Origin of the sequence: Parabacteroides sp. AF18-52 (assembly GCF_003479145.1) — a bacterium.
Classification (GTDB): domain Bacteria; phylum Bacteroidota; class Bacteroidia; order Bacteroidales; family Tannerellaceae; genus Parabacteroides; species Parabacteroides faecis.
Genome location: NZ_QUGR01000009.1, coordinates 105,807 through 128,783 on the forward strand (window position 1 = coordinate 105,807; position 22,977 = coordinate 128,783).

Here is a 22,977-nt window from a genome sequence, read left to right on the forward strand (position 1 = left end):
AATATTTTAAGGTATATGTTAAAGCATACGAAGATTGTTGCTACTATTTCTGATCAACGTTGTGATGTGGAATTTGTCCGCTCACTATACAACGCAGGAATGAATGTTGTGCGCCTGAATACGGCTCACATGATGGAAGAAGGTTTGAACCGTGTTGTCACAAACGTACGCGAAGTATCTGACCGCATCGGTATATTGATGGACACCAAAGGACCGGAAGTCCGTACTACAATGGCCAGCGCGCCAATACCTTTCACAACCGGAGAGACAGTTAAAATAATGGGTGACCCGGATAAAGAGACTACCCATGATTGTATATATGTTTCATACAAAAACTTTGTCGGTGACCTGACTATCGGCAGTGATGTCCTGATCGACGACGGAGATCTGGAATTGAAGGTGATCGAGAAACACGACGACTACATGGTCTGCGAAGTAGAAAATGATGCTATATTAGGAAGCCGCAAGAGCGTAAATGTTCCCGGTGTACGCATCAACCTCCCTTCATTGACAGACAAAGACCGCAAGAATATCCTTTGGGCTATTGAGAATGATCTCGATTTCATCGCACATTCTTTCGTAAGAAATAAACAAGACGTATTGGATATACAACATATCCTCGACGAACATAAAAGTCCGATCAAGATCATTGCCAAGATCGAGAACCAGGAAGGGGTCGACAACATCGACGAAATCCTGGAAGTAGCGTATGGTATCATGATCGCTCGTGGTGACCTGGGTATCGAAGTTCCCGCTGAAAAGATTCCGGGAATCCAGCGCGTACTGATCCGCAAATGCGTGGAAGTGAAAAAGCCGGTGATCGTTGCAACCCAGATGCTTCACTCCATGATCAAGAACCCGCGTCCTACCCGTGCGGAAGTGACCGACATCGCCAATGCAATCTATTATCGCACAGACGCATTGATGCTTAGCGGCGAAACGGCTTACGGCAAATATCCGCTGGAAGCAGTACAAACCATGACAAAGGTTGCCCGTGAAGCAGAAAAGACTAAACTGGCTGCAAACGATATCCGTGTTCCCATCGAAGGAAACGACCTGGATGTTACTTCATTCCTGGCAAAACAAGCAGTGAAATCGTCCAATAAATTGCATGTAAAAGCAATCATTACTGACAGCCATACCGGACGTACAGCCCGTTACCTGGCTGCATTCCGTGGTACATCTACAGTATTTGCTATCTGTTACAACTCACGTGTGACCCGTATGCTTTCTTTGTCATACGGCGTATGGGCTGTTTATCAGCCGTGGGATGACAGTCGCCGCGGATATTTCTACAGTGCGTTGAACGAACTGATTAAGAGCGGACGTATCACACGCAACGACATGGTTGCTTACCTGAGCGGCAGCTTCGGTGAAGGCGGAGGCACAACTTTCCTCGAAATCAATAACGTAGGAAAAGTCCTGGATGCAGGAAGTAAATACTCCCTTCCGACCTTTAAAGAATAAATAAAATAAAGCCGAAAAAGGTGTTGCAAAAGTTCCTTTTGTCTTCCCGGAGCGAATCCGTCATGACAAAGAATTCTTTTGCTACATCTTTTTTTGTATATTTGAGGCATAAACATTCTTTATTAAATGACATTAGACGAATACATTCTCTCTCATAGCGACGAAGAAGGTGCATTGTTATCCTCACTGAACCGGGATGCCAATGTAAACTTGCTGCGTCCGCGTATGTTGTCCGGACATCTGCAGGGACGTATACTGAAAATGTTTTGCCGTATGCTTCGCCCCCGCCGTGTACTGGAGATCGGTACATATACGGGCTATGCCACACTTTGCATGGCTGAAGGGACCGAAGATGACGCTTTAATCCACACGCTGGAGATCAACGACGAGATGGAAGATTTTATTATGAAATACCTCTCCCGCTCTCCTCATAAGGATAAAATAAAATTACATATCGGCAATGCGATGGAGATCATACCGGAACTGGATGAGACATTCGACCTGGTTTTCATTGATGCCGACAAACGTTTATATTCCGATTATTACGATCTGGTATTTCCCAAAGTACGCCCGGGAGGCCTGATTCTGGCGGATAACACCCTGTGGGATGGTAAAGTTTTGGAAAAACCTCATCCGTCAGATAAACAAACCATCGGGATACTTAGTTTTAATGATAAAATAAAGGAAGACCCCCGGGTGGAGAAAGTGATCCTTCCGCTTCGTGATGGTCTGACTATGATATGGAAAAAATAAATTGATAACAATATGGAAAGTACAAGACTGAATAAGATAGGTCGTCTGATCCAGAAAGAATTAGGCGACATTTTCCAGAAACAGACCCAGGCTATGCCGGGTACGTTGATTTCTGTAAGTGCCGTGCGTGTCAGCCCCGACCTGGGTGTTGCCAAAGCCTACCTGAGTATATTTCCTTCCGAAAAAGGACAGGAACTGCTTGAAGCGATCCGCACAAACACCAAATCCATCCGTTTCGAATTAGGAAAACGTATAGGGAAACAGGTCCGCATTATTCCGGAACTGAGTTTCTTCATCGACGACTCGCTGGATTATATTGAAAATATTGACAAACTGTTGCAGAAATAAGAGAATCAAGCTTTGAACCTTCCGTTTTATATAGCCCAGCGGTACCTCTTTTCGAAGAAATCCCACAATGCCATCAATATTATTTCGATGGTATGTGTTTGCGGTGTGGTCATTGCCACGATCGCTGTCGTTTGCGCACTGTCGGTTTATAACGGATTCAATGACCTGGTGGCAGGAATGTTCAGCAGTTTCGATCCGGAGTTGAAGATAAGCCCTCGTACCGGTAAAGTATTCGATCCGACTACGGCTGAATTTCAGAAGGTAAAACAATTACCGGATATTGCCTATTTCGGAGAAGTTCTGCAGGATAATGCACTGGTTCGTTATCACGACCGACAGGATATAGCCATTATCAAGGGAGTAGATGACAATTTCTGTCATCTGACACAGATCGACAGCATACTGATAGACGGTAGTTTTATCCTGAAAGATGAAGTCGCAGATTATGCGACATTGGGTGTCGGACTATCCTCCAAGCTGGGTGCCAAACCGGGATTTGCTTCTCCTCTGGAAATATATGTCCCCAAACGAGATGAGAAGGTCAATTTATCCAATCCGGCCTCTTCTTTCAACCAGGAATATGCCTATATAGGCGGCGTATTCCTGATTAACCAACAGGTATATGACGAGGGATATATGATACTTCCTCTTTCATTGGTACGCCAATTGCTCAAGTATGACAAGGAGGTTAGCTCCATCGAACTGAAACTTGCAGACGGTGCGGATATATCTTCGGTCAGAAAACAGATAAAAGCTATTTTAGGCGATCAGTTCACCGTACAGGATCGTTATGAACAACAGGAAGCCTCATTTAAAATGATGCAGGTGGAAAAATGGATGACGTTCCTGATTCTTTCATTTATACTTGCAATTGCTTTATTTAATGTCGTAGGCTCCTTGTCCATGCTGATGATCGAGAAAAAAGACGATGTGCGTACCCTTCGGAACATGGGTGCCAGCGATAGTCTTATCCGCCGTATATTCTTATTCGAAGGCTGGATGATTTCCGGTTTCGGGGCATTGATAGGAATTGTGATCGGTTTGGTATTATGTCTTTTACAACAGACATACGGTATTATCAAATTGGGACAGACTGCAGGTGCGTTTATTATAGATGCTTATCCCGTACGTGTAATATTTACAGATTTACTTACGGCGTTTATTACGGTAGCGGCCATTGGATTTATGGCCGCCTGGTATCCCGTACATTATCTTGGGAAGAAATGGTTTAATTAAACTCTTTCCCGTATTTTATCTGCGCATCCGCCACAAACTGCTTGATACGCTGTTCGTCATTTTTTTTACAGATAAGCAATACATTTCCTGATTCAGCAACGATACAGTCCTCTACTCCCTGGATGACAGCCAGTCTTTTTGAATTACCCACGGCAATCACATTTCCTGAACTTTCATAGAGCAATGCATTACTGTTCTTCAATACAGCATTATTGTTTTCATCTTTCGGTGCCAGATCGAACAACGACCCCCAGGTCCCCAGATCAGCCCAACCGAAATCCGTACACAACATATAAACGTTATCAGCCTTTTCCATGATTCCGTAATCGATAGATATCTTCAGGCAATAAGGGAAATTCTCACGTATAAAGTCACGTTCGTTTTCAGTATTGAATTTGTCTTTTCCCAAATCAAAACGAACGGCAATATCAGGAAGATATTTGGCAAATGCATCCAGTATCGCATTTACATTCCACAGGAACAGGCCAGAGTTCCAGAAAAACTCTCCACTTTCATAAAAGACTTTTGCCAATTCCAGGTTTGGCTTTTCCGTAAAGGTCTTAACCTTGGTAAACTCACCTAACATGGAATCACTGCTTTGAATATAGCCATAACCTGTTTCCGGACGGCTCGGTTTGATACCCAACGTAACCAGTGCGTTATTATTCTTTACAAAGTCCAACCCTTTCTGAACATCTTTCAGAAAAACATCTTCTTTCAGTATCAGATGATCGGAAGGAGCAACAACGATATTGGCATTCGGATTACATGCTTTTATATGGTAGGCTGCGTATGCAATACAGGGAGCCGTATTTCTACGAGCCGGTTCCAACAGGATCTGATCTTCCTTCAATTCGGGTAATTGTTCCTTGATCAGGTCTGCGTAAGTTTCATTCGTTACAATAAAAATATTTTCAATCGGGATGATCTTGGAAAAACGATCGAAAGTCATTTGCAACAGGGAACGTCCGGTTCCGAAAAAATCAAGAAATTGTTTTGGATAACTTTCTCTGCTAAAAGGCCAGAAGCGACTGCCAATCCCTCCACCCATGATAACGCAATAATTATCTTTCATGATATACAGGTTGTTTTTTAATTATACTCTTACAAAGTTAACGAAATAATCCGGGATTTATTCTCCTATAAAGTATTATTAGCCTTTCCGTATATATTATTTGAAAAAAAAGCGCTGAATGCTTGCACAAATAAAAAATATGCGTACCTTTGCAACGCATTAGAAAAAAACAAATGCCCAGATGGCGGAATTGGTAGACGCGCTGGTCTCAAACACCAGTGGATTCACTTCCATGCCGGTTCGATCCCGGCTCTGGGTACTAACGGAGAGAGTTTTTAACTTTCTCCGTTTTTCTTTTTACCCCTCTTTGTTGTACAGAATTACTTTCTTACTCATCCCTCAAAGCCTTTACCGGATTTCCGGATGCGGCTCTGAAACTATGCCAGCTTACAGTCAACAATGTGATAACTAACACAATAAACAATGAGAGGATATATGTCCAGATGCTAAAATCAGCCCGGTAAACAATGCTTTTCATCCATTCGCCGATCAACCACCAGGCAACAGGGGCAGCAATGGCAAATGCGATTCCGATCCATATAATAAACTGACTGTTGAGTAACTTCATGATCTGCCATGTAGTCGAACCATTCACTTTCCGTATGCCGATCTCTTTTGTCCGTTGTTCGATAGCATACAATGCCATTCCGAAAAGTCCGAAACAGGTAAGCAGGATACTGATAACGGAATACATCATTAATAAGTCGGATAACTCAAAAAGTTTTTTGTTATTGCCTAATACTTTATTATACAAGCTCTCATGTTCCAAATACTTCCCGGGATATAACTTATTCCATTCTCCATAGATTTGCTTTATTGCAGAAATATTCCCCGGATCGATACGGACACTTAAGCGAACACCATCCCTGGCATAACTGATGATCCCCTTATCAATAGGCGTTTCAAGACTATTAGATATATTAAGTTTAAAATAATCCTCAACTACCCCGGCAATCACATAATCGTCACCGAAAGGAGGACGATCCTTCAACCTGGGTTCATACTCTTTTACAAGACCGCCTACAGGAATCTCTCCATCGGGGAACAGACTTTGAGCCCACGTTTGGTTCAGATAGACCGGATGCGGATATCGCTTTACAGCCTCTTTCCAGGGTAAACCTTGCAATAGCTTATACCCCATCACTTCCATTATTTCCTCTCCTCCATCTTCAGAAGTATAAGATTCATAACTTCCATCTGCTGCAAAGTCACTGATAGGCCATTCATACGTCTCGTTGCTCAATGTCGCAGCCTGTATGCCCGGAATAAGAGAGATATTTTCTTTCAACCGTAGCATGGAAGTCTTATTATCACCCACCGAAAAAGTATAAATATCTTTATAATTTTCAGCTTTACCATATAAAAGCGATATCTGCTGCCGTACGGAAAAGTTTCCGATTATCAGGATGAACGAGATCGCAAACTGTGCAACAGCCAATGAAGTGATGATCCGTCGTCTGGCTTTTCCCCGGTAAAAGTTGTTATACATAGAAATCGACATTTCTGGCAAGCGCCTACTCATATACAAAGCCGGGATACATGCCAACAGAAGAATAAATCCGAACGTAACCGGCAACATCTGGTTACTATACAAGAAGTTGACCGGAACCTGAATAGACATGATGCGATTCATTAACCCCAACAGATCAAACTGTATCAATTGTGCAATCAGAAAACCGAAACCTACGGTCATAAATGTATCGGCAAACAATTGCATACTTAATTGTCCACTTCCTGCTCCCATCAACTTTTGCACGTGCATGGAGTATAATTGCTTAAAAACACGGGAAAAACTTAGGTTTATATAATTGAAGCAGGCAATAACCAAGATCAGAATAGCTGAAAAAAGAGCAATAAACAGTAAAGTCGTATTTGGCTTCTTCAGAGACGATGGGATCGAAACCGTATCAAAACAAGCCTGCCTGATAGTGAGAAACTCATTCTTAAAATCCCTCCCATCATTTCTTCCCTCCCATCATTTCTTTGAAGGATCAGATTCGCTGTTTTAGCCTGCAAGTCAGGTACAGATACATTATTCTTAAGCAGAAAGAAGTTCAATCCTGACGAGGGGTTATCAAAAAACAAAGCATCAAAGCCTAAAGCAGCCTGGCTGTTATCCTTTACTACTGCGGAAACGGTAAAAGTCAATAAACCTTTTTCATCTCCAAAATCACCAGGTCCGAATAACATCTGAACTGTTTCTCCTATCGGATCACTCCCTCCGAACAAACGTTTGGAAAAAGATTCTGACAGGATTACCCGATCCGGACCAAGCTCGGCATCTTTAAAACTCCCCCTTATTATTTCCTGAGGAAAAAACGAAAGAAAAGAACTATCCGACTCTATCACCTTAATGTCTTTGAAAAAGTTCTCTCCTACCTTACAGTAGCTTACCATGAAGTAAGGATGAATACGACATACTCTATCCAGTTCCGAAACATGTTCGAGTAATTGAGAAGTAATATCCTGCGATACAGTATTAAAGGCCGTCATTCCTGCTCCCGAAATGGTCTGTTTAACCACAACCATTTTGTCCTTGTTCGGATTCTCCGACTCTATATTATACTCATGAATAACAAAAGCTACCAACAGATTGGTACAAGCAATACCAACAGCAAGACTGAGGATGGAGATAACAGTAAATGTTTTGTTACGCCACCAGCTCCGGAAGATTATTTTGAATGAGATATTCTTCATGATACGCTTATTTTTTGCCAAAACTAATCTGTCTCCGCCTGCCTGCCAACAAAAAAACGCTACTTTACTTGAAGCAGGTCTAAATCGTCTAATTTTTAGACATTTTCCCCAATGGTTCATTTATAAATGACACGTCCGGCTAAAACCTGGAGGCTTTACATTTTTTGTACAGATTTTAATTATACATTTGTAACGAGAAATATGCTGAATCGCAGACTACACCGGACTATTGTTGGCGGGATAACAGGAATTGTGTTATTCTCGGTTATAGGAGCATGGCTTTTGGTCAGCCTGACTTCTCTTTTTTTTGCTTTTGTCTGTATCTGCATAATTATAGCCCTGGCGATTATGCTGGTGAGGAAAATGGAGAAAACCGATCGACAACTGGAAAGCTTCTTCAGCGCAATCAATAATAACGATTTCAATGCTCACTTCACGGAAAAGAATGATGACAAATTCCTGAACAAGTTATTTCAGGAAATGAACCGAATCATAGCTCAATTCGAAAACAATCATACCGAACTGGAAGAACGCCGTTTTTATTACGAGAGTATCATCCGGGTATTGACACATGAGATAAGAAATTCCATTACACCGATAGCCTCTTTGTCTGCCGATCTGATCAAATACAGCGATGAATATGGGAAAGAAGGAATGATCGACGGCCTGCAAACCATCAACCAGCAGGTACAGCAACTGAACACATTTCTGAATGCGTATCACCGGTTAACACATTTACCCGATCCGGTCAAGAGCAAAGTAAAGATCTGTACTCTGTTCGATAAACTCAACCGATTATTGAACTCGGAACCGGGCAGTGAGAATGTCCGCTATATTTCATCGGAGAATGTAGAGATTCCACTCGATCCCAATTTGATAACATTGGCATTGATCAACCTGATCCGCAATGCCCTGCAGGCAACGGTAAATAATCCGCAGCCGGAGATCAAGGTTGAAGCAGAAAAAGGAGCAGCCTGTTCATTCATACAAGTAACCGATAACGGAGATGGTATTCCGCAGGACCGGCTGGATGATATATTCACTCCGTTCTATTCTACCAAGAAAGAGGGAAGCGGCATAGGACTTCCGTTATCCCGACGCATCATGCAGCTTCACGGCGGAGAACTTACCGTGAACTCGGAACCGGGAGAGAAAACCGTATTTAGCATGACGTTTCCGGCTCATCTACAAACCAGCTTTTCTTAATATATAAAAGCAACTCGTACTAAAAAAATTCCTTAGATACGGGACAGAAGAAATAAGTTTACCCAACTTCCTCGGTGATAACCCGAACTTAGTCTCGTAATGCGGATTTATAAAATACAATTGTTGATCGATAATCCGGTACCCGGCCTGTCGCACAACGTTACGAAACATTTCAATGGTACATTTCGTTTCCTTGATACTCAATAGTTCTTTTATTGTATCTTCTTTTTCACCACATAGTATCATCAGCCATCGATAGAGAATCTCAGGAAGTAAATGTATAAAAGGCAAATGTGAAATAATTCTCCCTTCTGCAATCTGCTGATGTCCACCGAACGGCATCTGCCAGGCGGGAAAAGCGACAAAGAGTATCCCATCAGAGACCAGATAACTTTTCATATCGGACAGGAATTGAGATTTATCCCCGATATGTTCAATCACGTCGTGTATCAGAATAAGAGGAAAATGTTTTCTCAAGTCTCTTAACTGAAAAATATCAGAGGCTATAAATAGTCCCTTTTGATTCTTTCGGGAGAAGAAAGTCCGGGCCTGCTCAATTCGCAAAGTAGCAATATCCACTCCGACAATTTCACAACCCTGTTCGGCAAAAGGAAGCAAATTACCTCCTTCTCCACAACCTACTTCCAGCACTTTATCGGGAAGATCTCCTATTATTTCTTCTATATACGGAATATAATATTTTTTAGAAGTCCGTGCCTGTTCTTCAAAATAACGCTCACGGTTGATATGTCGTTCCTGCATCTTTCCTGTTTTATTATCTATTAATATGATAATGATTCAGGAGAAAGACTGCATGCCTAAAACGTTTTTTACTAAGATATCGTTCTTTCTACCAGCTGAAACGCAAGCCGACAGGAACGGTGAATGTCACCGGATGCTCCCTTCGGATAGTACGTAGCCCGCTTCCGTCGGGAATATAGTAATTGAGAGTCGGTTCTACATAGAAACTGATATGAGGTGTAAAATGATATTGTACACCTGCACTGGCATTGACCGACCATTGCAGAGGCACAGCCAATGACTGGCGGCTTATGTCGATGGGGACACTATCCGTTACATGTGAAGTACGGAGCGTTCCTTTCAACGGAATGTCGACCTGGACACCGGCTGTCGAGTAGAACGAGAACTTCCTGAAATGCCCCCAACGATAAGAAACACGAAGGGGAAGACCGATGTAATGGAGCTTTTGCGTTTCCTGGATACGGTAGTCTTCGCCAGTGATAAAATCAGATTTCAGGAAAGTATATTGTAATCCTGTTTCAAAGCTCCAGCGCTCGTTCAGCTTTTTGTTTACAGAAAGTCCAATGGTTATAGGAGCATCATGGTGCTGATGTTCTACAATTTTACCCCGATTCCCCTCAGCGATCTGCATCAGCGTAAGTGAATCGCCTAAAACTCCTTCCTGATAACGGGTATGCAGATAGGTGTAATAATCTTCCCATGTGCTTACTTGCTGAGGAAGATCCGGATTTCCTTCACTGCCGGAATGAGGAGTAGCAATCAGTTTGTAGAGATTCTGAGCCAGTTGTGGTCCCAACGATCCGGCCAGCATAAACTTCCATTTATTCGACTTCCTACTCTGCCGCATAGAGACAAACTCTTTTGACGGATACGGACTGAAAACAATCTTACGAGGCAATTCGTTGATAAATAAAGGCTTTACAGCAGGTTGTACATCCACAGTAATCTCTTCCGGAAACAGCAGGGATGACATCTTTTCCGCATGCCCCGACGTCGGGGCAATAAGCATCTCCGAAAGTTGCGGACGCTCAACCTTACCAGAGAGAACGACCGGTTCCGGAGAATCGATCTGTTTATCTCCTTCCTTTTTGTTTGTTTCCGCCTGTTGTACCAGGTCCTTAGGTGGCAGTTTTTGCTGTCGTGGCCACCGATACACATATTTGTAGAACAGCGGTACAAGGAGTAGCAACAGCAAAACCAGAAGTAAACGATACTCACCGAGCATCTTTTTCAACAAAGATTTCGCGCGATATAATTGTGAAGACGATGAGTGGGGAGCGATATTCAGCAAATCACCGATCTCTTTATGGGGCAACCCTTCCAATACCGCCAGTTTAAACACTTTCGAATAACCTTCAGGCAAGCTCTCCACCAACTCCATTATCTGGTCATACGATACGAAATCGGCGTCAAAAGAACTTTCCGCCGGTTCATCTTCTTCGGACATCTCTGACAAGGGAATAATGTTTGCAGCATTATTCTGGTTAAGATAACGGAGAGAAATATTTTTCATAACAACTCCCATCCAACTCTCCAGCCTCTCCGGATCACGCAACGAATCGATAGACGTGAAGATAACAATGAAGCCGTCATGAAGTAGGTCCTGTGCGATTTGTCTGTCGGACACATAATGGAGACATATACCCATCATTTTCCCCGAATAAGTTTTATAGAGTAAGTCCAGCGCCTGCTCATCACCCTCTTTGCACAAATCAACCAGTTCCCGTTTATCCATGTATTACAGCACTAATATAGTTATGATACGTCAACATAGAAAAGACTGCACGGATTTTTTCTTTTTTTTATCTTTGCACCCACTAACTGAAAGATAAATTTATGCAAAATACAGAATTGATCGTACTGGGAACAGGCAATGCAACCGTTACCCGATGTTATAATACCTGCTTTGCCCTGAAACAAAACAACGCTGTTTTACTAGTAGATGCAGGAGGAGGTAACGGCATTCTTTCTCAGTTAAAATTTCTCAGGAAATGTGTTTGTTCCGGAAGACCTTGAAAAACCTGTATTATGACAGGTATATCATAACATCGCTTTATTCTTCTTTTCCATAATAAACATAGCCAGTCCACCCATCTCCTGTTTGTCGACAACAACATACCCTACTTTCTCATACAGGTATTTTGTATTCGGTGTCTCTTCGCCTGTAAACAACAGATATTTATCACAATGAGGAACATATTTCTCTATCTCACACATCAAAGCGTACCCAATTCCCTGATTCTGATAATCGGGATGCACAATCAGTTTTCCAACATGACAAATATGATCTTTATCCATATGGGCACGAACCGAACCGACTATCACTCCTTCGTCTGACAGATATTTCAGGATAATACTTTTTTCATATTCATTCCTCAGTTCATCAATTGTCTGGTGCAAAGGCGGTAAATCAAAATTATTCATCCATAGTGCCACTTGCGTAAAAGCCTTCTTTTGCAAATCTATAATATCCGGCAGGTCTTCCAATGTTACCTTTTGGATAACACCACCCACAGTCCGAATCTTCGGTTGATACTTAACATCAATTACCAACCCGACTCCAACTTCATGGATAGGAATATGTCGATGGATCTCGGCTTTTGCAGCAAAAGACACACAATGGCAAGGATATAGCTCTTCGATATGATTCATTTGGAAATAAGCAATCGTCTGTCGCAACTGTTCCGATACCTCAAAAAGATGAAAACCTCCGATCACACCGATTATATGCTTTTCATTACAAACAGACTTTGCATATTCTATAATATTACAAATACCGCTATGAGAGCAACCGGTAATAATAAATAAACCGTTTCCATTGTTATATACCAAGGCTGTATCATCCGCGACAAAGTCTTCCGAACAAGCCGGTCCGTCTACCAAAGTGCCAAAAGATTTACGAGGTTCAAAATCATTCAATGGCGGGATCTCACCCAAGAAAGTGATACGATCGCTTATCTTTAGCGGTTCTCTCGACAGGGTTAATCTGAAATTCTCTCTTAAACCGGCTTCAGATAAAGGAGAACCTATTGAGAGTTCTCCACATTTCCGTTCCTTAAAAGTATCAGGATGCGCTACGATGTGCACTTTAGTCCCTATCTCTCCTGACCAGTATTGCAATCCGCGGGTATGATCGTTATGACCATGAGAAAAAGTAATAACAGAGACCTGTGTCAGATCTATACCCAACGCTTCCGCATTACGGATGAAAATATCCGAATAACCTGTATCGAGCAATAAGCAGGTTTCGCCATCTTCTATATAATAGCAAACCGCCGGTTCCCCTAAGTAATACTGGTCTATATATGTATTATTATCAACTAATACCGTAAGTTTCATATCTGACCTGATTAGAAATTGATTTTGCAGCCTTAGCGAAAAGTAAAAATATAAACGAATCGCCAGGTTCCACTAAAATTATCTTTTATAGAAATCCCTATACCTGCATTCTGCCTTTTCCAGTAACTCTTTATCCAGATCCGGACAGTCGACAAAGAAAGAAGTTTCACATTTGATTTCACCTTTCTTTATCATTTTTTTCCAGTTTCCGACAATCTTTCCGTTATGTAAGATCACAGGGTAAAAAGTTCCGTAGTTATTAAAGGCTTTCGGATGATGCTCTTTATCCATTGCAGCTGTCCGGTCTTTATAACTGATCAGATACTCGTCAAAAGAAGGTAGAAAATGCAGAACCTCATTACTCTTGATTCGCTTATCCCAAAGCTGATGAACAAATAACTCCTGTGAAGCGAATTTATCCTTGATCAATTCCGAATCGATAAGTCCGATCGCCTGGCGTGCCTCCGTCGCCGACAACCCCGACCACCAGATGAAATCATTCAGGCTGGCTGGCGAATGGCTACTGAAGTATCTTCTTGCCAATAAAGCAATCGACTCTTCCCGTGGTAATTCTTTAGCCATAGGAGCACGTTCGGCCAGCAAAGCATAAGTAGCTTTCCCTCCTTTGTCCGCTCCGCTACAGACAATAGCTTCCTGTTCTGCCCGTGTCAGCAGATATCCTATCCCTTCAGCATCAGAGATAATACCGGAATTTACCATCTCTTCACCCAACTCCTGTTTAGTCTGATGATTATTCCCTGCCAACACCTTTATAAAATGATCATTCGCTTTGAAATAAAGCTCTTCCGATATATTTATTCCGTTCCCTTTGGCAAACGTATTACATGCTGTTATGATCCGCTGCGAAGACAACTTCAACATCCAACGAATATCGTCGGAAGTAACCATATGCCACGTCGGACGCATCACATGGGTACGAAGGATCTCTCCTTTCTGAAAGGCATCCTCAACAGCCTTCAACGAACCGGATTTCAACCGGACACCAAGTGCCCATCTGACCATTCTATAATCTTGTGCCTGAACAGCTCCCATCCAGGCAACCAATTCCTTTGGATCCTTAAACTCTGGTTTTACCAATTGCTGGCTCCACAAACGAATGTTTGTTATTCTATTGAGTGGCATTTCTTTTTTAGTTGTCTCTTATTATCTAATTCGTTTGTAATCTTATTCAACGGTATTTCGTGAAATTATACTTATCACGTAAAGTTTGTTGCTCTTCAATGTTTAAGGAAGTGAAATAAGCTTTCCATCCCGGACAAAAATCGATATGCCAACGCCAGAAACGCCCCAGCAGAGATTGTGGCTTTTTATCATGCCTTGCCCTCAAAGGGCATTTGTTACAGTTATGACTCATAATAAGTAATTTTACAGATCTGCACAAAAGTAATAAAAAAACAGCAAGTACCTTCACAGGCACTTGCTATCACCATCAATTATGTTGATACTCTTCTAAAAGAGACCTTCCGGTTCTTACCTTCCTTGATCCGGGATGCGAACCGGTACATATTCATTTTTACTTTCCCTTTGACAAATTCCGGAATATTATACGACTTGGTAAGGCATGTATAATAATCGGCAGATTCCTGTGGTAAAAGAAACGGTTTCGAAAGGATACCGCCTTCATCGACATGGGCAATAAAAGGACGCGTATACAATCCATCCAACCGTCGGCTACTAAATACAACCCACTTACTGTTGGACGACCAGGAATGATAACTATCCGTATCCGGACTGTTCGCTTCCTCTGTTGAAATCTGTTCGCCTGTTGCCAGATCGAACATACAAAGATCTGCATCTTTATGCCAGATCGGGAATGTTCCGTAAGAGGTAGTCGTACAAAGCAGATACTTTCCATCCGGAGAAACGCGGGGGAACAAGATACTTCGCTGTTCTGTTTCCGCATGATAAATCGTATCGACCGCAGATCCGAATATCCCCCTTTCCGGATCGAACGAAATACGGCAAAGACTGTAACGAAGCTCTTTCAATCCTCCCGGAACCTTCACAGCCGGGGCTGAACAGAAATAAAGAGATTTCCCATCCGGTGAAAAAGTAGGAAATGTCTCAAAACGATTCTTTGAAAATAAAAGTCCGGTTGTCAGAATCGTCTGTTTTTCCACATCATAGACAACAACATCGGAAGCTTTGTCATAAACCTCCGTCCGATGGACCGGATGCGTATCCTGAGTCGTATTGTTAACAGAAAAAGCGATATATTTTCCAGACGGGTGCCATGACGGATAAACCAGCGGTGATATAGTATTTTCAGTCTTCGTATCCAATGTCTCTATTTTCTCCCCGTCGATTAACACTGTACACCCATATTTAGCACGAATATGGAGCAACATTTTATCCGGATCCTGGTTACAGAACGAATGACAGTTCATACAATTACTATCCGTCAGGCGGTTTTCCAGAATAGCCTCTTGTTTGAAAGAGTTGAGTTCTCGCTGATAGATACCCATACTACCCCACAACTGATAACCCGGATCAATCAAGCGATAAGCAATATACGGATCGATAGGATCTGTCGACACATCTATATGAAAAGTACGAAAGGCTTTCCATTTACCCTCGTCTTCCACCAACACAGAGATATCAACCTGTTTTCCTTTGCCCACAGCCAGCAGTTTCTTCCACTTCTCCTCCGGGATAGAAAGCGATCCATCCGACGTACAGACAGAAAATGTATATCCTTCCGTCTGAAAAACCGTACAGACCTTCCCGAATCCCCGGACAGAAAAATTAAGCGGAGCCATTGTCGCGGGAATTGTCACATCTACATAATCCGGATAAACGGGTGGTAGCTCATCGATTTGAACGGAAGCGACAGGCGGCCGATCAGGAGAACATCCCCCTGATAACAATATAGCAAACAGAAAATATAACAATTGTTTCATTTATCCATTGTATTAAACATATAATAAAACCAGTAAGTCTTTCCATACTCGGGAGCCAGTACTACTGCCGGGTTCTGTCCGAAACGGGTTCCCTCTTTTACTTTCTGCATAAAAGCCAGCGCCTGATTCCTTACTTTTACACTCACTCCATGTTCCAGCCAGAAATGCAGATCGTCAGGACGACAAATCACAACAGCCTCCTGCTGGCTATCAGTCATTTCAGGCCAGGCCGGAGTCCTGAAAAGAGATTCCTGCAAAACCATATATGTACCGATATCTTTATTCAGTAACAGGAATGATGTCAGATATTGCAAACCACTTTTATTATCCGGACAAGCCGGCACAAGATGTGTCAACGTACTGACCGGATCTGTATATAATTCAGGAATAGCAGCCTCAGCCTTCCAACAACGACGCTTTAACCCTAAAACAGGATCTTGTTCTACCGCCCGGTCATTCTGCAGAAAACGACGGTAAGAAGAAGCCCACTCTTTATAATGCCAGGTATTTTCGAGCAGCCGGATATATTTCTCCGCTACCGGATAAGCTCCTGTTATAATATTTGTTTCCACCAGTCTCTTCAACATCCGTGGATTACCAGAAGGGCGGGAACTGACCAACGCCTCAAAAGCAAATTTCCGGGAAGTACTGATAATCCCCATACAATAATACAGATCACTATGTAATTCAGCCGTGAACACCGACTGATCCCAACGTAACATCAATGTCTCTATCCCTCCCTGCGGATAATCGAATAATCGTTCCGATAATTGTCCCGTCTGCGCCAATGCCAGATTCAAATTACACATACGCCTTTTTGACAAAACTGTTTGGTCAAAACCAGCTATGATCTTATCCCATTGCCCGGTACGGACATAATAGTCTTGCTGAAACTGGTCGAGAGCATCTATTTTTCCGAAATGGATGATACTTTCATAACCTAATAAAAAAATAATCGCCCATTGAAAACCTACCCACCGACATTTCCCTTTAAAAGATACGGGAGAGTTATACTTTTTCAAAAAAGCAGCCAATAACATGGCTGCCGGAAGGGCATACCAGGAATAACAAATTTGTGAATTATGGACTTGCGGATTATAATAAGCATCCGGTAAAAAAGCCATAACGATATTCGGACTATATCCTGAATAACAACCGGCAACAGCTGAAATAACGGCAACCGGCAGATAAATGATACAAATATATTTCTTTGTTCCATTGATCAGAAACTCAAAAAGAAAAGCGGAAACAGCAAATAAATGAGTAATCGGTCCGGCGATCAGATAAAGGAGAGGTATTATACATAAACCGTAAACAAGTCGGATACGAGGGGATAAGTTTACATATATCCATAAAAAAAGTAACAAAAACAAATAAGCTATCGTTCCCTGTTCCAGATAGTCGTAATCGAGGTGCATGATCAGCAAAGAGAGCCAGGGAAGAAAGAAAACAACAGGCAAATCATTCCGAATACTTATTTTTTTCAGAATCAATGAAGAGACTATAGCGACCAAAGTCAGAAGAAAGGCTGTAATAACGGGACCTATCCCTATAATAATATAAAACTGTGAAAGAAATTCCGAGAGATAAAGAGCCACACCACCAGCTTGCTTCCATGTTGCAGCAGCATACTGTCCCGTAAACTGAAACATTTGAAATTGTTCCTTAAAAGGATACAGGAAACGGAATACATAAAATAAGACTATAACTTGCAAAAAGAACAAGATAAATCCGGATGTCAGGTTCTTATATTTCATATTGGATAATTTCATAATAAGGAAATAATAAGAACAGGGGACAGATATGTTCCCATCCCCTGTTTTTATCAGTTAATAACGACCTGTTATTCCCAGCCCGGATTCTGCTTCAGAAGAGAACCGTAACTAGCAGATAATGTAATCTGGCTTGTCGGAACCGGATAATATAAACGCTTATCATTCGTAGTCCATTTACGACCCGCTTCGCTCAGACTTTTCCCTGAATACATGCGGATATAAGTTTTACCATTATATTCGAGTAAATCACGAGCTGTTGCTCCTTCGAATACTTCAGGTTGATATAATTCTTTTACTTTATCCGTGACACGCATACCCAGATATGTTTTGGGATTTTCAAACAATTTCATCGCATTCCAACGCATAATATCGTCATAACGGAAACCTTCTAATGCCAACTCGATACGACGTTCACGACGAATTTCATACAACAGCGGAGTTATTGAATATCCGTAATCAACCGGATCCAGATCAGCAACCGGAGAGACAGTCAGATGTTTCATATTAACACGGTCACGCAATTTATTGATCGTTTCATCTAAAACAGCTTGTGTACACTCGCTCAATTCACATTTTGCTTCAGCGTAAATCAACAGGATTTCGGCATAGCGGAAAACAAACCAATCATAAGAAGAAGTCTTAACAGCATCCTGCTGACTCTGACTTGCCGAAACCAGTTTAATAGGTGAATAGCCTGTAGATGTACCTGTCAATCCCGGTGCAGAATGAACAGTAGCCCCCGGTTCTTCAGAGCCACTGAATTCTTTCTTATCATTGATACCGGAATTTACCACACGCATACCATTACTTTTCACTGTATATGGACGGAACTTACTGTCTATAATCTGATACATACGAGGATCGCGATTTGTCATTTCATCATCCAGTGTTTCATCACCTTTATACGCCTGACTGTTTGCAATAGGTAAACCGTCCGTACAAAGGAACGATTCTGCAAAATCTTTAGAAAGACCGGCACCTCCACCACGAGCTAGATTGTGAGTCAATACATCGGTTTCAAAAACACGGGCCAAAATACATTCTTTATTGCTTGCTAAATCCTCCTGTGTAAACTGGTTGGCATAATACAAAGGATAATTGGCAAACGCAGATTGGTTTGCTCCGGCATCCGACCCTTGTACAATATCATAAAGTCCACTATCCATAACCTCTTTAGCGAGAGTTGCTGCTTTTTGCAATAACTCCTGAGATGTAGGAGAAGTCGAAACATTATGATATTTTTTATACGTACCGTAATGCAAACAAACACGAGCCAAGAATGTACGGGCAGCATCCTTATGTAAAGCACCTACCTCTGCCGCGCTTTTCTCCGGCAGCCATTCGATTGCAAATTCCAGATCTTCGATAATTTTCCCCAATACCAAGTCACGGTCGTCACGTGCCTTATACAATTCATCGGTATCTGCAGTTGTCAGATCCTTATCATACCAGGGTACATCTCCAAATGTTTTAATCTTATCAAAATAGTCAAAAGCACGGAAAAAGCGGACTACGGCAACAACCGGATTCACTTCAGATTCAGAAGCATTTACCCGTTGATAACGAGTCATAAAATAGTTCAGGTTGCGAATATTATTCCAGTACCATTTTGAATCGAAATTTGCTTCAGAAGGTATAACCCATTCATTAAACAGCCACTGATCGGGAGAAGCGGTTAAACGATTGTCACATCTTTCATCAAGGGCCGTTAAATCATCCAGATTTTCAGTTCCGTCTGACCTTAATCCCTTTCCTGTCAAATTCATGTAAAAGCCTTTGGCATAATTTTCCAGGTCACTTACCGTATTCCAATAGCTATTATCAGTAATACTGTCTTTAGGATTGAGATCCGTCACGTCACAAGCCGTAAATCCTCCCAATAATCCAAGACTTAATCCTAATAAAATATATTTAGTTTTCATTGTCTTCTCTTGTTTTTACAGTGTTAAATTTAATCCAATTGCAACTTTTCTGTTAATCGGGTATGTCAAACCACCCAGAGTCTCAGGGTCGAATGCATCATTCAGCGGAGTGATAGTCAGCAAGTTTTCTCCTGTTACATATAACCTCAGACGAGAAATACCCCATTTGGCTGTCAGATTCTTCGGGATTGTATAACCTACCGTCAAATTTTTCAAACGTCCATAAGCTGCACTTTGCAAATAACGATCGCTTGTCACCCTGTTACCGCCATTTTGCCATCCCGGTCTTGGGAAATAAGCGTTCGTATTCGTCTCAGTCCAATAATCCAAAGCCGGAGTATACGGAACATCCCACTGGCTGGTGAAACCCCAGAACTGAGCGCCACTCAGCATATAATCACGCTTTCCTGTTCCTTGCCAGAACATTTCAAAATCAAAATTCTTATAATCAAACCCGACAGTAAGACCAAACTGATAACGAGGTGTTTTATTACCTATAATACTCTTATCACCGGGATTATAGATTGTTTCCTCACCTTTTGTTATTTTACCATCACCATCCAAATCTTCGTATTTTACATCACCGGCACCCCATTTACCTGCATAAAGCTCACTTTGGTCTGCTGCAGCTGCTTCAGCATCCGATTGGAAAAGACCATTTGAATGATACCCCCAGATTTCGCCGATCTTCTGTCCTACATAATACTTACCATCATCATCGCTCTGTGAATAGAAACCAGCATCATTTCCAGCATATTTGGTAATTGTTGCCTGATAGTCGGATAAAACACCTTTTACCCAATAAGAGAGTCCGTTTTCTAACCGGTCGTTCCAACCTAAAGAAAGTTCCCATCCAATCGTCTTCATATCAGCAGAATTGCTTTTAGGAACACTCGCTCCCAGCGTTGCGGGTAAAGTTGCTCCTGCTACCAACATATCTTTCGTATTACGACGGTACCAGTCAAATGATCCGGTCAAACGATTACTTAAAAATGAAGCATCAAAACCAAAGTCCATTTGAGTAACAGTCTCCCAGGTAAAATCAGAAGCAACAAGTCCCGGAGCTTTTACAATAACGGGTTTGGAACCGTTGATCAAATAATTATAAGATGAGTTTGTTCCATAAGTTGCTAAATAAGGGAAATTGCCCAAATCATCCATAACCTGATTACCTAATGAACCGTAAGATCCACGAATCTTCATGTCATTCCACCAACCTTTCAACGGTTGCCAGAAGTTTTCTTCTGAAATACGCCATGCAGCAGAAACAGATGGAAAGAAAGCATAACGATGATCTTTCGCAAACTTGGATGAACCGTCATAACGTCCGTTTACTTCAAGCAGATAACGTTGTTTATAGTTGTAATTGAAACGGAAGAAGAAACCATTAATAGCCCAATAAGTATCTTCTGAAGACATACTCTGTTCGCCTGTAGCCAAATCCAAGTCAGGAATATCTTCAACAATCAGGTTTGTGCGCTTAGCATTATATTTTTTGTTAGACTTTTTCTCCTGGTTATAACCAGCCATAATTTTGAAATTATGCGTATTATCCAAGAATGATTTGGTATATTCTGCAAATGCGTTGAAAGCATAGTAATAATCTTCATTAGTCGTATAATTGGCATAACTCGGCTTTGTCCAACCATAAAGAGCTTCGGTTCCGGCAACTGCTGTATAATCAGTAAATGTCCGCTGAACCTCTGAAGAATTCTTGCTATATATATTATATGTATAATCTGCATTAATAACCAACCCTTCTAACGGAGTAAGCTTCACGGCACCAGTTAACCATATATCGTTGACTTTATATTTCGTATAGCCTCCTAAATCTCCGACAGCAGCTGGATTCGTGTTTCCATTCTGCCCGGAGTAGTTATTAACACCCTCATCTTCATAAACATAATCGCCTGAGGTCTGGATACCTAAACCGGAATCATTAATAGCAGCCGCACCAGGACTGTAAACCAGTCTGCCGGTATGCCCGAAACGTACAGGCATCAACGGACTTAAGTCATTTTTCAACATACCACCATAAGCATCAATTCCTGCCGTAGAGTTAGTAATAGGGTGATCCTCCGTAGAATAGTTATCTGTGATTTTAGCACTTACCTGCAGCCATTTTGTCAATTGCGAAGAAAGATTCAATGTGGCATTAAGTTTCTTGTAATTATCATCAGCAGTTTTCAAAATACCATTCTGGTCTGCAAAACCGACTGAACCATAATACGTGGTTTTTGAATCTCCACCACTGATATTAACGTTGTATTGTTGTGAAAAGCTTGTTTTGTACAGCTCATTAAACCAGTCAGTGTTACCACAATAAAGCCATCTACTTTGATCTTGCGATTGATCGAAATATTCCGGATATTTGTAAGAGCCATTCATATAAGCCTTTACGTAATCCAACTGTCCCGGAGTGATCAAAGAACTCATTCCACTATTTGCTGCTGCAATATCTCTCATTTCCAGATAATCCAGAGAGTTAATATTATGCATCCTTAATGCCGGACTTTGCCAATAACCGCTTGCAGATACGGAAATCTGAGGCTTTTGTTCACTTTTACCTTTCTTTGTCGTAATCAGGATAACGCCATAAGCAGCACGAGCGCCATAGATAGCGGCAGATGCAGCATCCTTTAAAACAGAAATAGAGGCAATATCATCCGGATTAACAAGGTTAGCATCCATTTGGACATTATCTACCAGCACCAGTGGGCTACCGCCATTAATAGAGTTATTACCACGAATATTAAAATCAGAGCTACTTCCCGGAGCCCCTCCTTTACTCATCGTTACATTCAAGTTGGGTACAACCCCCTGCAGCCCTTGTCCCACATTCGTAATAGGACGGTTTTCCAAAACATCGCCTGCAACCTGCGCTACAGCACCGGTCAAATTCTCTTTTTTCTGTGTGCCGTATCCTACGACCACCACTTCCTCCAAAGCTTGTGAGTCTTCCTTTAGTTTTACAGAGACTGAAGGTTGTCCTGTATACGTAATTTCCTGTGTTGCATATCCGATGTATGAAATCTGGATAACATCTCCTTTCTTTACATCTTCCAGTACAACCTTACCATCCATGTCGGTCACATTTCCGTTGGTTGTTCCTTTAATAATAACTGAAGCTCCGACCACAGGGCCGAATGAATCCTCTACCACACATGTGACCTTCCCATTTTGTTGGGCCAGACTTACTGACGGTCTCTCCGGCGTTATATCCGCAGAAACTCCTACGGGAACAGTTAAAACTCCCGCCAGTAGCATTAGACTTACTAATTTAGTTTTTTTCAACATAAAGTTATAATTTAAAGAATACATCTTTTATAAAAAGGGCGTCAGTCCTGCGTATGATCACTTATATTCATTCTCATACTATGAAATTTGGCGTACTTTTTATTCTCATTTGCTTGTTGTTTTTTATCTAGTTCTGAAAGAACTCTGTCCCTACATCGACATATTTATATACAGGGTAC

The 22,977-nt window shown here is 41.7% G+C and carries 17 protein-coding genes, 1 tRNA gene and 1 pseudogene; 7 read left to right on the top strand and 12 right to left on the bottom strand.

The features are described 5' to 3' along the window. Positions 1-15: 15 nt before the first annotated feature. The 4 genes from pyk (at position 16) to DWX23_RS15735 (ending at position 3,804) form a co-directional block, all read left to right on the top strand. Positions 16-1,467, top strand: a complete 1,452-nt coding sequence (gene pyk, locus DWX23_RS15720; protein ID WP_122351978.1) for a pyruvate kinase — start codon at positions 16-18, stop codon at positions 1,465-1,467. 126 nt (positions 1,468-1,593) lie between these two features. Then, positions 1,594-2,220 carry an O-methyltransferase gene (locus DWX23_RS15725; RefSeq protein ID WP_122351979.1) on the top strand — a complete coding sequence of 209 codons (627 nt, stop codon included), beginning with the start codon at positions 1,594-1,596 and terminating at the stop codon, positions 2,218-2,220. 12 nt (positions 2,221-2,232) lie between these two features. Next, on the top strand, positions 2,233-2,568 hold the full coding sequence (rbfA, locus tag DWX23_RS15730; RefSeq protein WP_122351980.1) for a 30S ribosome-binding factor RbfA: 336 nt from the start codon (positions 2,233-2,235) through the stop codon (positions 2,566-2,568). A 12-nt stretch (positions 2,569-2,580) separates the two neighbouring features. Further along, positions 2,581-3,804: an ABC transporter permease gene (locus DWX23_RS15735; RefSeq protein WP_122375165.1), complete on the top strand. Its 1,224-nt coding sequence runs from the start codon at positions 2,581-2,583 to the stop codon at positions 3,802-3,804. Here DWX23_RS15735 and DWX23_RS15740 read toward each other — a convergent pair. After that, positions 3,797-4,879, bottom strand: coding sequence for a mannose-1-phosphate guanylyltransferase (locus tag DWX23_RS15740; protein WP_122351982.1), 1,083 nt, complete (start codon positions 4,877-4,879; stop codon positions 3,797-3,799). The two genes, DWX23_RS15735 and DWX23_RS15740, sit on opposite strands and share 8 nt — an antisense overlap. Before the next feature lie 175 nt (positions 4,880-5,054). Here DWX23_RS15740 and DWX23_RS15745 point away from each other — a divergent pair. Continuing rightward, a tRNA-Leu gene (locus DWX23_RS15745) sits at positions 5,055-5,138 on the top strand. 69 nt (positions 5,139-5,207) lie between these two features. Here the strand turns inward: DWX23_RS15745 and DWX23_RS25165 are convergent. Together DWX23_RS25165 and DWX23_RS25170 are read right to left on the bottom strand one after the other, a co-directional pair. After that, entirely contained in the window at positions 5,208-6,707 is a 1,500-nt protein-coding gene (locus tag DWX23_RS25165; protein WP_370450102.1) for an ABC transporter permease, read from the bottom strand. Positions 6,708-6,760: 53 nt separating this feature from the next. Beyond that, complete coding sequence (locus tag DWX23_RS25170; RefSeq protein ID WP_233587633.1) at positions 6,761-7,576, bottom strand: ABC transporter permease; 816 nt, start codon at positions 7,574-7,576, stop codon at positions 6,761-6,763. Between the two features lie 201 nt (positions 7,577-7,777). Here DWX23_RS25170 and DWX23_RS15755 point away from each other — a divergent pair, with 201 nt between their 5' ends. Then, a complete protein-coding gene (locus DWX23_RS15755) occupies positions 7,778-8,782 on the top strand; it encodes a PAS domain-containing sensor histidine kinase (protein WP_122375166.1) in 1,005 nt (334 codons plus the stop codon). On the opposite strand, the gene DWX23_RS15760 is transcribed toward DWX23_RS15755, so the two are convergent. After that, positions 8,762-9,544, bottom strand: coding sequence for a bifunctional 2-polyprenyl-6-hydroxyphenol methylase/3-demethylubiquinol 3-O-methyltransferase UbiG (locus DWX23_RS15760; RefSeq protein WP_122375167.1), 783 nt, complete (start codon positions 9,542-9,544; stop codon positions 8,762-8,764). The genes DWX23_RS15755 and DWX23_RS15760 overlap by 21 nt on opposite strands. Positions 9,545-9,632: 88 nt before the next feature. Further along, the gene (locus DWX23_RS15765; protein ID WP_122375168.1) at positions 9,633-11,279 is read right to left on the bottom strand and encodes a sigma-70 family RNA polymerase sigma factor; all 1,647 of its coding nucleotides are present in this window, start codon (positions 11,277-11,279) and stop codon (positions 9,633-9,635) included. Between the two features lie 101 nt (positions 11,280-11,380). On the opposite strand from DWX23_RS15765, the pseudogene DWX23_RS15770 reads away from it, so the two are divergent. Next, positions 11,381-11,524: pseudogene (locus DWX23_RS15770) on the top strand (MBL fold metallo-hydrolase); the annotation flags it as partial. 60 nt (positions 11,525-11,584) lie between these two features. Here the strand turns inward: DWX23_RS15770 and DWX23_RS25175 are convergent. The 7 genes from DWX23_RS25175 to DWX23_RS15805 all read right to left on the bottom strand — a co-directional run bounded on the left by DWX23_RS25175 (position 11,585) and on the right by DWX23_RS15805 (position 22,798). Next, positions 11,585-12,883 (bottom strand): GNAT family N-acetyltransferase, encoded by a 1,299-nt coding sequence (locus DWX23_RS25175; RefSeq protein WP_122375169.1) that lies wholly within the window; start codon positions 12,881-12,883, stop codon positions 11,585-11,587. A 78-nt stretch (positions 12,884-12,961) separates the two neighbouring features. Next, positions 12,962-14,026, bottom strand: coding sequence for a winged helix DNA-binding domain-containing protein (locus DWX23_RS15780; protein WP_122375170.1), 1,065 nt, complete (start codon positions 14,024-14,026; stop codon positions 12,962-12,964). A gap of 46 nt (positions 14,027-14,072) precedes the next feature. After that, positions 14,073-14,258 (bottom strand): hypothetical protein, encoded by a 186-nt coding sequence (locus tag DWX23_RS15785; RefSeq protein WP_122351995.1) that lies wholly within the window; start codon positions 14,256-14,258, stop codon positions 14,073-14,075. 79 nt (positions 14,259-14,337) lie between these two features. Next, on the bottom strand, positions 14,338-15,804 hold the full coding sequence (locus DWX23_RS15790; RefSeq protein WP_122375171.1) for a PD40 domain-containing protein: 1,467 nt from the start codon (positions 15,802-15,804) through the stop codon (positions 14,338-14,340). Then, positions 15,801-17,561, bottom strand: a complete 1,761-nt coding sequence (locus DWX23_RS15795) for a DUF6057 family protein (RefSeq protein WP_122375242.1) — start codon at positions 17,559-17,561, stop codon at positions 15,801-15,803. Before DWX23_RS15795 ends, DWX23_RS15790 begins: the two co-directional genes overlap by 4 nt. A gap of 86 nt (positions 17,562-17,647) precedes the next feature. Next, the gene (locus DWX23_RS15800) at positions 17,648-19,501 is read right to left on the bottom strand and encodes a RagB/SusD family nutrient uptake outer membrane protein (RefSeq protein WP_122375172.1); all 1,854 of its coding nucleotides are present in this window, start codon (positions 19,499-19,501) and stop codon (positions 17,648-17,650) included. A gap of 15 nt (positions 19,502-19,516) precedes the next feature. Beyond that, on the bottom strand, positions 19,517-22,798 hold the full coding sequence (locus DWX23_RS15805) for a TonB-dependent receptor (protein ID WP_122375243.1): 3,282 nt from the start codon (positions 22,796-22,798) through the stop codon (positions 19,517-19,519). Between the last annotated feature and the right edge of the window lie 179 nt (positions 22,799-22,977).

What these genes read in the sequence shown, in the direction of transcription:
- DWX23_RS15795 (WP_122375242.1), bottom strand. Translation starts at nt 17,561, where the DNA reads ATGAAATATAAGAACCTGACATCCGGATTTATCTTGTTCTTTTTGCAA.
- DWX23_RS15790 (WP_122375171.1), bottom strand. Translation starts at nt 15,804, where the DNA reads ATGAAACAATTGTTATATTTTCTGTTTGCTATATTGTTATCAGGGGGA.
- DWX23_RS15755 (WP_122375166.1), top strand. Translation starts at nt 7,778, where the DNA reads ATGCTGAATCGCAGACTACACCGGACTATTGTTGGCGGGATAACAGGA.
- DWX23_RS15740 (WP_122351982.1), bottom strand. Translation starts at nt 4,879, where the DNA reads ATGAAAGATAATTATTGCGTTATCATGGGTGGAGGGATTGGCAGTCGC.
- DWX23_RS15760 (WP_122375167.1), bottom strand. Translation starts at nt 9,544, where the DNA reads ATGCAGGAACGACATATCAACCGTGAGCGTTATTTTGAAGAACAGGCA.
- DWX23_RS15805 (WP_122375243.1), bottom strand. Translation starts at nt 22,798, where the DNA reads ATGTTGAAAAAAACTAAATTAGTAAGTCTAATGCTACTGGCGGGAGTT.
- DWX23_RS15780 (WP_122375170.1), bottom strand. Translation starts at nt 14,026, where the DNA reads ATGCCACTCAATAGAATAACAAACATTCGTTTGTGGAGCCAGCAATTG.
- DWX23_RS25175 (WP_122375169.1), bottom strand. Translation starts at nt 12,883, where the DNA reads ATGAAACTTACGGTATTAGTTGATAATAATACATATATAGACCAGTAT.
- rbfA (WP_122351980.1), top strand. Translation starts at nt 2,233, where the DNA reads ATGGAAAGTACAAGACTGAATAAGATAGGTCGTCTGATCCAGAAAGAA.
- pyk (WP_122351978.1), top strand. Translation starts at nt 16, where the DNA reads ATGTTAAAGCATACGAAGATTGTTGCTACTATTTCTGATCAACGTTGT.
- DWX23_RS15725 (WP_122351979.1), top strand. Translation starts at nt 1,594, where the DNA reads ATGACATTAGACGAATACATTCTCTCTCATAGCGACGAAGAAGGTGCA.
- DWX23_RS25170 (WP_233587633.1), bottom strand. Translation starts at nt 7,576, where the DNA reads ATGAAGAATATCTCATTCAAAATAATCTTCCGGAGCTGGTGGCGTAAC.
- DWX23_RS15765 (WP_122375168.1), bottom strand. Translation starts at nt 11,279, where the DNA reads ATGGATAAACGGGAACTGGTTGATTTGTGCAAAGAGGGTGATGAGCAG.
- DWX23_RS15800 (WP_122375172.1), bottom strand. Translation starts at nt 19,501, where the DNA reads ATGAAAACTAAATATATTTTATTAGGATTAAGTCTTGGATTATTGGGA.
- DWX23_RS15785 (WP_122351995.1), bottom strand. Translation starts at nt 14,258, where the DNA reads ATGAGTCATAACTGTAACAAATGCCCTTTGAGGGCAAGGCATGATAAA.